Below are 11,934 nucleotides of genomic sequence, written 5' to 3'. Positions count from 1 at the left end.
CATTCATATTTCCAAGAGGGAGTGATGATGCAAAAGCAATTCAAGCAACTGGTTCTGCTGGCTGCACTGGTGCCGACGTTTGCGATGGCGCAAGCGCTGTCGAATTCAGCACCGGCTGCAACCGCAGCAGCTGCGCCGATCGATGCCGACAAGAAGGCGGCGATCAAGGATCTGCTCGACGCGATCGACGCGCCGAAGCTCGTGTCGGCTATCGGCAATAGCGCCGAAATGCAGGCAAAGCAACTCGTTCCGGCGATCCTGTCGGACGCGCTGTCGGAAAACAAGACGCTGAACGATAAGCAGAAGCAGGCTGCCGTGCCGACGCTGCAGAAGAACGCGGTGCCGAAGCTGGTTGACGGCGCAGGCAAGGTGTTCGGTACGCAGCAGTTCCAGAACGACGCGATGTCGGCCCAGTACGACGCATACGCGAAGTACTACAGCACGTCGGAGATCAAGGATCTGACGACGTTCTACAAGAGCCCGACGGGCCGCAAGTTCATCCAGGTTCAGGATCAGGTTGGCCGCGACGTGGTCAACGGCCTGATGCAGAAGTACATGCCGCAAGCGATCCAGGCAACGCGTGCACAGGCTGACAAGGAAGTCGCGGCAGTCAAGCCGGGCAAGTAAGCCGTCCGGGCACGCGCCCGGCCGTTCGGCCGGGTTTGGCGGGAGCCTGATGACAGTGCGATAATGGCCGTTTGCGCGCGAGCGCAAACGGCCATTCCTTTTTTGGCGCGGCTCAATTGCAACTGACATGCGGCGGCAAGCCGCCGGTCGCGTCCCTCCCGAGGTTTTCACGATGCGCGTCTTTAATTTCTCCGCCGGCCCTGCGGCGCTGCCAGAGGAAGTGTTGCGGCAGGCTGCCGACGAAATGCTCGACTGGCATGGCAGCGGCATGAGCGTGATGGAGATGAGCCACCGCGGCAAGGAGTTCATGTCGATCCACGAGGCGGCGCTCGCCGACCTGCGCGAGTTGCTCGGCGTGCCGGCGAGCCACCGGATCCTGTTCCTGCAGGGCGGCGGTATTGCCGAGAACGCGATCGTGCCGATGAACCTGCTCGGCTCGCGCAAGACGGCCGACTTCGTCGTGACGGGCTCGTGGTCGCAGAAGTCGTTCAACGAGGCGAAGAAATACGGCACGCCGCATCTGGCCGCGTCGGGCAAGACGGCCGACGGGTTCACGCGCGCGCCGGGCCGCGCCGAGTGGCAGCTGTCGGACGATCCCGCCTACGTGCATCTGTGTACGAACGAAACGATCGACGGCGTCGAGACGTTCGAGATTCCGGATCTCGGCGACGTGCCGCTCGTCGCGGATGTGTCGTCGCACATCCTGTCGCGCCCGATGGACGTCGCGAAATACGGCGTGCTGTTCGGCGGCGCGCAGAAGAACATCGGGATGGCCGGCGTGACGGTGCTGATCGTGCGCGAGGATCTGCTCGATCGCGCGCAGCCGATCTGTCCGTCCGCATTCGAATGGAAGACCGTCGCCGCGAACAACTCGCTGTACAACACGCCGCCCACCTATGCGATCTATATCGCGGGCCTCGTGTTCCAGTGGCTGAAGCGGCAGGGTGGCCTCGAGGCGATGGAGGCACGAAATATTGAGAAGGCCAAGCTGCTCTACGACACGATCGATGGGAGCAGCTTCTATCTGAACAAGGTCGAGCCGGCGGTACGTTCGCGGATGAACGTGCCCTTTTTCCTGGCCGACGAAACGCGCAACGAAGACTTCCTTGCCGGCGCAAAGGCGCGCGGGCTGCTGCAGCTGAAGGGCCACAAGTCCGTCGGCGGCATGCGGGCGTCGATCTACAACGCGGTGCCGCTCGAGGGCGTGAAAGCGCTCGTCGAGTACATGAAGGACTTCGAGCAGCGCGGCGCCTGACGGCGACGCGGCTCAAACAGCACGGCAACTACGCATGGACGACGAACTGAATTCCCGCCTGAAACCGCTGCGTGATCGTATCGACGCGATCGACGCGCAGCTGATCGCGCTCCTGAACCAGCGCGCCGCGGTGGCGCTGGAGGTGGGCGAGGTCAAGAAGCATTTCAACGCGCCGGTGTTCCGGCCGGAGCGCGAGCTGCAGGTGATCGCGCGCCTGCAGGACATGAGCGCGGGGCCGCTCGCGAGCGAGCACATCAGCGCCATCTGGCGCGAGATCATGGCCGCGAGTCGCGCGCTCGAGCAGACGATCCACGTCGCGTTTCTCGGGCCCGTCGGCACATACAGCGAGCAGGCGATGTTCGAGTATTTCGGCCAATCGATCGAAGGGCTCCCGTGTCCGTCGATCGACGAGGTCTTCCGCTCGGTCGAAGCCGGCGCGTCCGCATTCGGCATCGCACCGGTCGAGAATTCGACCGAAGGCGCCGTATCGCGCACGCTCGACCTGCTGCTGCAGACGCAGTTGCTGATCAGTGGCGAGCTCGCATTGCCGATCCATCACAACCTGCTCACGCAGAACGGCACGCTCGAAGGCGTGACGCGCGTATGCGCGCATGCGCAGGCGCTCGCGCAATGCCAGCAGTGGCTGGCCGCGAACGCGCCACAACTCGAGCGGCAGGCCGTGTCGAGCAACGCCGAGGCCGCGCGTCTCGCCGCGGCCGACCCGAGCGTCGCGGCGATCGCCGGCGATCGCGCGGCCGCGCACTACGGGCTGCAGATCGCGTTCTCGCTGATTCAGGATGATCCGCACAATCGCACGCGCTTCGTGATCATCGGCAAGCAGCCGGCGGGGCAGAGCGGTCACGACCAGACGTCGCTGATCGTCTCGGTGAAGAACGAGCCGGGCGCCGTATTCAAGCTGCTCGAACCGCTCGCGCGGCACGGCGTGTCGATGACGCGCTTCGAATCGCGTCCTGCGCGCGTCGGCACGTGGGAGTATTACTTCTACATCGACATCGAAGGGCACCGGGACGAGGCGGCCGTGGCCGCCGCGCTCGCGGAGCTCGGCCAGAAGGCCGCGTTCCTGAAGATACTCGGTTCGTATCCGCGCGCGCGCTGACGCGCAGCGGCCCGTCACCTGCCACGCGCAGGCGGCGCGGCGAAGCGGGCAAGGCAGGCCGGACGGCGCTGCCGAAGGCGGGTTCGGGTGGTATCCGGCGCAGATCGAGTCGGATGCGGGCCCGTTGCCCGGAATCTGGACTTCCGTGCGCGGGGCGTTGTTCCGCGTGCGTCACTTGGCTCTTGTCGTGTCAGGCTTTGCATTCAACAAATTGGTCATCTTCGGCGTCGGCCGCTCGCGTGCCTCGGTCGAACGCGCGCTGGCGCTCGGTGTGATCGATCGCGCGGCCGCGCTCGACGACGACGCGCAATTGCGCGACGCGCTGGCTGGTGCGGATCTCGTGCTGCTGGCCGCGCCGGTCGCGCAAACGGGCCCGCTGCTCGCACGTATCGCGCCGTGGCTCGGCGATGCGACGATCGTGACCGATGCGGGCAGCACCAAGTCCGACGTCGTCGCGGCCGCGCGCGCAGCGCTCGGCGAGCGGATCGCGCAGTTCGTGCCGGGGCATCCGATCGCCGGGCGCGAGTCGAGCGGCGTCGAAGCCGCACTGCCGGATCTGTACGTCGGCCGCAACGTCGTGCTGTGTCCGCTGCCGGAGAATGCTCGCGAATCGGTCGCGCGGATCGACGCGATGTGGCGGGCGACCGGCGCCGATGTGCGCATGATGAGCACGGCGCAGCACGATCGCGTGTTTGCGTCGATCAGCCATCTGCCGCACGTGTTGTCGTTCGCGCTCGTCGAGCAGATTCTCGGCGAGGCGGACGCCGAACTGAAATTCTCGTACGCGGCCGGCGGTTTCCGCGATTTCACGCGGATCGCGGCGTCGAGCCCCGAAATGTGGCGCGACGTGTGCGTCGCGAATCGTGCGGCGCTGCTCGACGAACTCGACGGGTATACGCGCGTGCTCGCACGGCTGCGCGATGCGATCGACGCCGGCGACGGCGCGGCGCTCGAAGCCGTGTTCGCGCGCTCGCGCGCCGCACGCAAGGCATGGCAGGAGCGCGGTGCGCAGCCCGCTGCCGAACCGGTCAAGAAATAACAGGACGATTCCCATGGACTATCTCGATCTCGGCCCGTATTCCAGCGCAGCGGGCACCGTGCGCCTGCCCGGCTCGAAGAGCATCTCGAACCGCGTGCTGCTGCTCGCGGCGCTCGCCGAAGGCGACACGACGATCACCAACCTGCTGGATTCAGACGACACGCGCGTGATGCTCGATGCGCTCGGCAAGCTCGGCGTGAAGCTCGATCGCGAAGGCGACACCTGTGTCGTCGCCGGCACGCGCGGCGCATTCACCGCGAAGACGGCCGATCTGTTCCTCGGCAACGCGGGCACGGCCGTGCGGCCGCTGACGGCCGCGCTCGCGGTCAACGGCGGCGACTATCGCGTGCACGGCGTGCCGCGCATGCACGAGCGGCCGATCGGCGATCTCGTCGACGGCCTGCGGCAGATCGGCGCGCAGATCGACTACGAACTGAACGAAGGCTATCCGCCGCTGCGGATCAAGCCCGCGACCGTTACGGTCGACGCGCCGATCAGCGTGCGCGGCGACGTGTCAAGCCAGTTCCTCACCGCGCTGTTGATGACGCTGCCGCTCGTGAAGGCGAAGGACGGAAAGACCGTCGTCGAAGTCGACGGCGAGCTGATCTCGAAGCCGTACATCGACATCACGATCCGGCTGATGGAGCGCTTCGGCGTGAGCGTCGAGCGCGACGGCTGGCAACGCTTCATCGTGCCGGCTGGCGTGCGCTATCGTTCGCCGGGCCGGATCATGGTCGAGGGCGATGCGTCGTCGGCCTCGTACTTCCTCGCGGCCGGCGCGCTCGGCGGCGGCCCGCTGCGCGTCGAGGGCGTAGGGCGCGCGAGCATCCAGGGCGACGTCGGCTTCGCTAACGCGCTGATGCAGATGGGCGCGAACGTGTCGATGGGCGACGACTGGATCGAGGTGCGCGGCATCGGCCACGACCACGGCAAGCTCGAGCCGATCGACATGGACTTCAACCTGATTCCCGACGCGGCGATGACCATCGCGGTCGCGGCGCTGTTCGCGAGCGGCACGAGCACGCTGCGCAACATCGCGAGCTGGCGCGTGAAGGAGACCGACCGCATCGCCGCGATGGCGACCGAACTGCGCAAGGTCGGTGCGATCGTCGAGGAGGGCGCCGACTATCTCGTCGTCACGCCGCCGCAACAGCTCACGCCGAACGCAGCGATCGACACGTACGACGATCACCGGATGGCGATGTGCTTCTCGCTCGTCAGCCTGGGCGGTGTGCCGGTCCGGATCAACGACCCGAAGTGCGTCGGCAAGACGTTCCCCGACTATTTCGACCGCTTCGCCGCGCTCGCCAAAGCCTGACCCGACTGACCCGATGAAATCGACCCGACCCTTTCACCCGACTCCCGTCATCACGATCGACGGCCCGACTGCTTCCGGCAAGGGCACCGTCGCGGCGCTCGTCGCTGCCCATCTGGGCTTCCACTTGCTCGACAGCGGCGCGCTGTACCGTCTCGCGGCGCTCGCGAGCGTACGCTACGGCATCGCGGCGGAGGACATCGACGCGCTTGTAAAACTGATCGACGATCTACACATCACGTTTCGCGAAGGCTGCGCGCAGCTCGACGGCGTCGACGTGTCGAACGACATCCGCGCCGAAGCGGTGGGCAACCGCGCGTCCGCCATTGCCGTGCACGGGCCGGTGCGTACCGCGCTCGTCGCGCGCCAGCGCGCGTTCCGCAAGACGCCGGGCCTCGTTGCCGACGGGCGCGACATGGGCACCGTGATCTTCCCGGATGCGGTGCTGAAGGTGTTCCTGACGGCCAGCGCCGAGGCACGCGCGGCCAGACGGCATAAGCAATTGATGCAAAAAGGTTTTTCTGCTAATATAGATAACTTGCTCCGGGATCTGCGTGAACGTGACGCGCGCGATAGCAATCGCGCGGCCGCGCCGCTGAAGCCCGCGGCAGATGCCAAGCTGCTCGATACGTCAGCGCTGTCGGTCGATGAAGCCGTCGACCATGTGCTGCAGTGGTACCGGGCGCTCGGTCAGCCGGCCTGAGAAGGCAGGCAGCGGTAGGTGCTCCGCGCCGCAAGCGTGGAGCGTGTTTCAAACCCTTAACCCCGTATGGCCTCGATCTGGCCCTTTCAGCCTGCCATTCCGGCCGGCGTGGCACAGCGATCCATGCACAATCAGATTTTTATGTCCGACCTGCAAACCTCCACCCCGAATACCGAATCCTTTGCGGCTCTGTTCGAAGAGTCGCTGACCCGTCAAGACATGCGCGCCGGCGAAGTGATTTCCGCCGAAGTCGTGCGCGTCGACCACAACTTCGTGGTCGTCAATGCAGGCCTGAAGTCCGAGGCTTACATTCCGATCGAGGAATTCCTGAACGATCAGGGCGAGGTTGAGGTGCAGTCGGGCGATTTCGTGTCCGTCGCAATCGACGCGCTCGAAAACGGCTACGGCGACACGATCCTGTCGCGCGACAAGGCGAAGCGCCTTGCATCGTGGCTGTCGCTGGAAAAGGCCCTCGACAACAACGAACTCGTCACCGGCACGATCACCGGCAAGGTGAAGGGCGGCATGACCGTGATGGTCAACGGCATCCGCGCGTTCCTGCCGGGTTCGCTGGTCGACACGCGTCCGGTCAAGGACACGACCCCGTACGAAGGCAAGACGCTCGAGTTCCGCGTGATCAAGCTCGATCGCAAGCGTAACAACGTCGTGCTGTCGCGTCGTGCAGTGATCGAAGCAACGCAAGGCGAAGAGCGCGCGAAGCTGCTCGAAACGCTGAAGGAAGGCGCGATCGTCAACGGCGTGGTCAAGAACATCACCGACTACGGCGCGTTCGTCGACCTCGGCGGCATCGACGGCCTGCTGCACATCACCGATATCGCATGGCGTCGTGTGCGTCACCCGAGCGAAGTCCTGTCGGTTGGCCAGGAAGTCACCGCGAAGATCCTCAAGTTCGACCAGGAGAAGAACCGCGTCTCGCTGGGCATCAAGCAACTGGGCGACGATCCGTGGGAAGGCATCTCGCGCCGTTACCCGTCGGGCACGCGCCTGTTCGGCAAGGTCACGAACATTACCGACTACGGCGCATTCGTCGAAGTGGAATCGGGCATCGAAGGCTTGGTCCACGTGTCGGAAATGGACTGGACCAACAAGAACGTTGCTCCGTCGAAGGTTGTCCAGCTGGGCGACGAAGTCGAAGTCATGGTCCTCGAGATCGACGAAGACCGTCGTCGTATCAGCCTCGGCATGAAGCAATGCAAGCCGAATCCGTGGGATGACTTCAGCCGCAACTTCAAGAAGGGCGACAAGATCACGGGCGCAATCAAGTCGATCACCGACTTCGGCGTGTTCATCGGTCTGCCGGGCGGCATCGACGGCCTGGTCCACCTGTCGGACCTGTCGTGGAGCGAAGCCGGCGAAGAAGCTGTTCGCAAGTACAAGAAGGGCGACGAAGTCGAAGCAATCGTGCTCGGTATCGACGTCGAGAAGGAGCGCATTTCGCTCGGCATCAAGCAACTCGAAGGCGACCCGTTCAGCAACTACGTTGCAATGAACGACAAGGGCTCGATCGTCGACGGCGTTGTGAAGTCGGTCGATGCGAAGGGCGCGGTTATCACGCTGACGGGCGACATCGAAGGCTACCTGCGTGCATCCGAAATCTCGCAGGATCGCGTCGAAGACGCACGCAACGTGCTGAAGGAAGGCGACAAGGTCAACGCGATGGTGATCAACATCGATCGCAAGTCGCGTGGCATCAACCTGTCGATCAAGGCGAAGGATTCGGCTGAACAACAGGAAGCGATCCGCGGCCTGCAGTCGGACACCAGCTCGGCTGCGACCGGTACGACCAACCTCGGCGCGCTGCTGAAGGCGAAGCTCGACGGCCAGAACCAGTAAGCCTTACGAGGTCTGCTGAAGTATGACCAAATCCGAGTTGGTCGCGCAGCTGGCATTGCGATTTCCGCAACTTGTCCTCAAGGATGCGGATTTCGCAGTGAAAACGATGCTCGATGCGATGTCCGACGCCCTGGCGAAAGGGCATCGCATTGAAATTCGGGGTTTCGGCAGCTTCGGCCTCAACCGTCGCCCGGCGCGCGTCGGACGCAACCCGAAATCGGGGGAAAAAGTGCAGGTGCCCGAGAAGTTCGTGCCGCACTTCAAGCCCGGCAAGGAATTGCGTGAACGCGTCGACGGCCGCGCCGGCGAGCCGCTGAAAGCTGATGACCCGGACGACGACCGTTGAGCGTCGTTCGGTGTGCCCGGAACCCATCCGGCGAAGGCTGAAGAAAAAAGCGCCCCCTGCGGGCGCTTTTTTCATTTCCGGCGACCGCGTGGAGGCGCCTGCGCGCAGGATGTGCGGTGACGCGGAAACGCTTCCTTTACAATACGGGGCGATTCGGCGCCGCGAAGGGGAGTCGCGCGCCGCGGCAAACCTCAACAAAGAGAGGGCTACATGAAGTTTATCGTCTGGCTGATCCGGGTATTGGTGTTCGTGTTGCTGCTGGTGCTCGCGCTGGCCAATACGCAAACCGCGACGCTGAATTTCCTTGCCGGCTACACATGGCAGGCGCCGCTGATCCTGATCGGTCTCGCGTTCTTCGCCGTCGGGCTGCTGGCTGGCCTGCTGTCCGCGCTGCCCGCGATCTTCCGTCTGCGTCTCGAGAACGGACGCCTGAAGCGCGATCTGCGCGCGGCGCGCGAAACCCCGACCGTCGTCGACCAGCCGCCGATGCCGCCCGTCATTTAACACGGACGCCGCGCGAGCCTCGCGCGGTTTTCGTCTCTGCTTCGATATTTCGCATGGATCTGGATTTCTGGTGGTTGCTCGCGATTCCGGTGGCGTTTGCGCTCGGCTGGGCGGCGTCCCGCTATGACCTGAAGAATCTCCTGTCGGAGAGCGCCAACCTGCCGCGATCGTATTTTCGCGGCCTGAATTTTCTGTTGAACGAGCAACCCGACAAGGCGATCGACGCGTTCATCGAGGTCGCGAAGCTCGACCCCGAGACGGTCGAACTGCACTTCGCGCTCGGCAACCTGTTTCGCCGCCGCGGTGAAACGGACCGCGCGATCCGCGTGCACCAGAACCTGCTGAGCCGCACCGATCTGCCGGTCAACGAGCGCGATCACGCGCTGTACGAACTCGGCCAGGATTTTCTGAAGGCAGGGCTGCTCGATCGCGCCGAGGAGGCGTTCCATCGGCTCGCCGATGGCGACTACGCGCTGGGCGCGCAGCGGGCGCTGCTGACGATCTACGAGATCGAGAAGGACTGGAACAAGTCGATCGATACCGCGAAGCGCATCGAGTCGATGAGCGAGAAGTCGCTCGGCACTGAAATCGCGCAGTTCCATTGCGAGCTTGCGCAGGACGCGCTGCAGCGCAAGAACGCGGCGGCCGCGGCCGAGCAGTTGAAGCTCGCGCTCGTCGCGAACTCCCAGAACGTCCGCGCGACGATCCTGTCGGGCGATGCGGCCGAAGCGGCGGGCGACCCTGCGGCGGCGATCGAGCACTGGAAGCGCGTGGAAAAGCAGAATCCGGCTTATCTGCCGCTCGTCACCGACAAACTGATGAAGGCCTACGTCGCACTCGGCAAGACGGTCGAGGGCGCCGAGCTGCTGATGGACTACGTCGATCGTTATCCGTCGAACGACCTGCTTGATATTGCGTACCAGCACATCGCAGGGCTGCGCGGCCAGGAAGCGGCGCATATGCTCGCGCGCGCGCAGATGGAAAAGGCGCCGAACCTGTCGGGCATGCTGCATCTGCTCGATGCGCAGATCGCGGCGGCCGACGAGCCGCGCCGCAAGGAACTCGAAATGATGCGCACGCTGATCCGGCAGCGCACCAAAAATCTGCCACGCTATACGTGCCAGAATTGCGGGTTCCGTGCCCGGCTCTTCTACTGGCAGTGCCCGGGATGCAGCGGTTGGGAAACCTATGCGCCGCGCCGCGTCGAACCCGCGATGCCGGGCTGATTCCGGCGTACTGCGCCGACGCGCAGCGGTTGCCGCCGGGCTCGGTCCGGCGGCCAAGTTAGTCAATTACCGGGAAGTACCGGAACATCTATGAAAATCACCATCATCGGCACCGGCTATGTCGGTCTCGTCACGGGTTCCTGTCTCGCCGAGATCGGTCACGACGTCTTCTGTCTGGACGTCGATCCGCGCAAGATCGACATCCTGAACAACGGCGGGATGCCGATTCACGAACCCGGTCTGCAGGACATCATCGCGCGCAACCGCGCGGCGGGGCGCCTGCAGTTCTCGACCGACATCGAAGCGAGCGTCGCGCACGGCGAGATCCAGTTCATCGCGGTCGGCACGCCGCCCGACGAGGACGGCTCGGCCGACCTGCAATATGTGCTCGAGGCCGCGCGCAACATCGGCCGTCACATGACGGGCTTCAAGGTGATCGTCGACAAGTCGACGGTGCCGGTCGGCACCGCGCAACGCGTACGCGCCGTGGTCGATGAGGCACTCGGCGCACGCGGGCTCGCTGGCAGCGTCGCGCATCGCTTCTCGGTCGTGTCGAATCCGGAGTTCCTGAAGGAAGGCGCGGCAGTCGAGGACTTCATGCGTCCGGACCGGATCGTCATCGGCGTCGACGACGACGAGACGGGCACGATCGCGCGCGAGAAGATGAAGAAGCTCTACGCGCCGTTCAACCGCAATCACGAGCGCACGATCTATATGGACGTGCGTTCGGCGGAATTTGCGAAATATGCGGCGAACGCAATGCTGGCAACGCGTATCTCGTTCATGAACGAGATGTCGAATCTTGCCGACAAGGTCGGTGCCGACATCGAAGCCGTGCGCCGCGGGATCGGTTCCGATCCGCGTATCGGCTATCACTTCCTGTACGCGGGCGTCGGTTACGGCGGCTCGTGCTTCCCGAAGGACGTGCAGGCGCTGATCCGCACCGCCGGCGAGAACGGCCAGCCGCTGCGCATCCTGGAGGCTGTCGAAGCGGCCAACTCCGCGCAGAAGGACGTGCTGATCGGCAAGATCGAGCAGCGCTTCGGCGCGGATCTGACCGGCCGCGAATTCGCGGTCTGGGGCCTTGCGTTCAAGCCGAATACGGACGATATGCGCGAGGCGCCGAGCCGCCGCCTGATCGCCGCATTGCTCGGGCGTGGCGCGACCGTCCGTGCGTACGACCCGGTCGCGATCGACGAGGCGCGCCGTGTGTTCGCGCTCGATCTCGGCGAAAAGTCCGATGCGCTCGCCCGCCTGCATTTCGTCGATACGCAAGATGCGGCCGTGACGGCAGCGGACGCGCTCGTGATCGTCACCGAGTGGAAGGAATTCAGGAGCCCGGATTTCACGCGCCTGAAGACGGAATTGAAGGCACCGGTGATCTTCGACGGGCGCAACCTGTACGAGCCGGATGCGATGGCCGAACTCGGCATCGATTACTACGCGATCGGACGCCCGCATGTCGATCCCCAGCCCCTCTCCCGTGGATGACCGCACGATGACTATTCTTCGCGAAGTGGTGCCGGTACCGCGCGAGCAACTTGCGCGTTCGCGTGTGCTCGTCGTGGGCGACGTGATGCTCGACCGCTACTGGTTCGGCAACGTCGACCGTATTTCCCCGGAAGCGCCGGTGCCGGTCGTGCACGTGCAGCGTCAGGAGGAGCGGCTCGGCGGTGCGGCCAACGTCGCGCGCAACGCCGTCACGCTTGGAGCCCAGGCCGGGCTGCTGTGCGTCGTGGGCTGCGACGAGCCCGGGGAGCGGATCGTCGAACTGCTCGCCAGTAGCGGCGTGACGCCCCATCTCGAACGCGATGCCGCGCTGCCGACGACGATCAAGCTGCGCGTGCTCGCACGCCAGCAGCAACTGCTGCGCGTCGACTTCGAGGCGACGCCGACGCACGAGGTGCTGCTTGCCGGGCTCGCGCATTTCGACTAGCTGCTTCCGCCG

11 protein-coding genes and 1 pseudogene are annotated in these 11,934 nt (G+C 64.8%); all 12 read left to right on the top strand.

From position 1 onward, the window contains the following. Positions 1–27 precede the first annotated feature (27 nt). Complete coding sequence (locus J7024_RS11590; RefSeq protein WP_040144902.1) at positions 28–627, top strand: DUF2059 domain-containing protein; 600 nt, start codon at positions 28–30, stop codon at positions 625–627. Positions 628–799: 172 nt separating this feature from the next. After that, entirely contained in the window at positions 800–1,882 is a 1,083-nt protein-coding gene (gene serC / locus J7024_RS11585) for a 3-phosphoserine/phosphohydroxythreonine transaminase (protein WP_124827932.1), read from the top strand. A gap of 34 nt (positions 1,883–1,916) precedes the next feature. Further along, positions 1,917–2,999 carry a prephenate dehydratase gene (gene pheA, locus J7024_RS11580; protein WP_175751492.1) on the top strand — a complete coding sequence of 361 codons (1,083 nt, stop codon included), beginning with the start codon at positions 1,917–1,919 and terminating at the stop codon, positions 2,997–2,999. 187 nt (positions 3,000–3,186) lie between these two features. After that, the gene (locus J7024_RS11575; protein WP_442861902.1) at positions 3,187–4,038 is read left to right on the top strand and encodes a prephenate dehydrogenase/arogenate dehydrogenase family protein; all 852 of its coding nucleotides are present in this window, start codon (positions 3,187–3,189) and stop codon (positions 4,036–4,038) included. A gap of 13 nt (positions 4,039–4,051) precedes the next feature. Further along, a complete protein-coding gene (gene aroA / locus J7024_RS11570; protein ID WP_124827929.1) occupies positions 4,052–5,356 on the top strand; it encodes a 3-phosphoshikimate 1-carboxyvinyltransferase in 1,305 nt (434 codons plus the stop codon). Positions 5,357–5,369: 13 nt separating this feature from the next. After that, positions 5,370–6,056 (top strand): (d)CMP kinase, encoded by a 687-nt coding sequence (gene cmk, locus J7024_RS11565; RefSeq protein WP_124827928.1) that lies wholly within the window; start codon positions 5,370–5,372, stop codon positions 6,054–6,056. Between the two features lie 141 nt (positions 6,057–6,197). Continuing rightward, entirely contained in the window at positions 6,198–7,910 is a 1,713-nt protein-coding gene (gene rpsA / locus J7024_RS11560) for a 30S ribosomal protein S1 (protein WP_096503780.1), read from the top strand. A 22-nt stretch (positions 7,911–7,932) separates the two neighbouring features. Then, positions 7,933–8,256 carry an integration host factor subunit beta gene (locus tag J7024_RS11555; protein WP_124827927.1) on the top strand — a complete coding sequence of 108 codons (324 nt, stop codon included), beginning with the start codon at positions 7,933–7,935 and terminating at the stop codon, positions 8,254–8,256. 210 nt (positions 8,257–8,466) lie between these two features. Further along, entirely contained in the window at positions 8,467–8,760 is a 294-nt protein-coding gene (locus J7024_RS11550; RefSeq protein ID WP_124827926.1) for a lipopolysaccharide assembly protein LapA domain-containing protein, read from the top strand. A 53-nt stretch (positions 8,761–8,813) separates the two neighbouring features. Further along, the gene (gene lapB, locus J7024_RS11545) at positions 8,814–9,986 is read left to right on the top strand and encodes a lipopolysaccharide assembly protein LapB (protein WP_124827925.1); all 1,173 of its coding nucleotides are present in this window, start codon (positions 8,814–8,816) and stop codon (positions 9,984–9,986) included. A gap of 90 nt (positions 9,987–10,076) precedes the next feature. Beyond that, complete coding sequence (locus tag J7024_RS11540; RefSeq protein ID WP_124827924.1) at positions 10,077–11,477, top strand: UDP-glucose dehydrogenase family protein; 1,401 nt, start codon at positions 10,077–10,079, stop codon at positions 11,475–11,477. 7 nt (positions 11,478–11,484) lie between these two features. Beyond that, positions 11,485–11,919 (top strand): annotated as a pseudogene (locus tag J7024_RS11535) (bifunctional heptose 7-phosphate kinase/heptose 1-phosphate adenyltransferase); the annotation flags it as partial. Between the last annotated feature and the right edge of the window lie 15 nt (positions 11,920–11,934).

This window comes from Burkholderia sp. WTPI3 (assembly GCF_021483755.1).
Taxonomy (GTDB): domain Bacteria; phylum Pseudomonadota; class Gammaproteobacteria; order Burkholderiales; family Burkholderiaceae; genus Burkholderia.
This window is presented reverse-complemented; position numbering and strand designations above follow the sequence as displayed.

What these genes read in the sequence shown, in the direction of transcription:
- J7024_RS11590 (WP_040144902.1), top strand. Translation starts at nt 28, where the DNA reads ATGCAAAAGCAATTCAAGCAACTGGTTCTGCTGGCTGCACTGGTGCCG.
- serC (WP_124827932.1), top strand. Translation starts at nt 800, where the DNA reads ATGCGCGTCTTTAATTTCTCCGCCGGCCCTGCGGCGCTGCCAGAGGAA.
- pheA (WP_175751492.1), top strand. Translation starts at nt 1,917, where the DNA reads ATGGACGACGAACTGAATTCCCGCCTGAAACCGCTGCGTGATCGTATC.
- aroA (WP_124827929.1), top strand. Translation starts at nt 4,052, where the DNA reads ATGGACTATCTCGATCTCGGCCCGTATTCCAGCGCAGCGGGCACCGTG.
- cmk (WP_124827928.1), top strand. Translation starts at nt 5,370, where the DNA reads ATGAAATCGACCCGACCCTTTCACCCGACTCCCGTCATCACGATCGAC.
- rpsA (WP_096503780.1), top strand. Translation starts at nt 6,198, where the DNA reads ATGTCCGACCTGCAAACCTCCACCCCGAATACCGAATCCTTTGCGGCT.
- J7024_RS11555 (WP_124827927.1), top strand. Translation starts at nt 7,933, where the DNA reads ATGACCAAATCCGAGTTGGTCGCGCAGCTGGCATTGCGATTTCCGCAA.
- J7024_RS11550 (WP_124827926.1), top strand. Translation starts at nt 8,467, where the DNA reads ATGAAGTTTATCGTCTGGCTGATCCGGGTATTGGTGTTCGTGTTGCTG.
- lapB (WP_124827925.1), top strand. Translation starts at nt 8,814, where the DNA reads ATGGATCTGGATTTCTGGTGGTTGCTCGCGATTCCGGTGGCGTTTGCG.
- J7024_RS11540 (WP_124827924.1), top strand. Translation starts at nt 10,077, where the DNA reads ATGAAAATCACCATCATCGGCACCGGCTATGTCGGTCTCGTCACGGGT.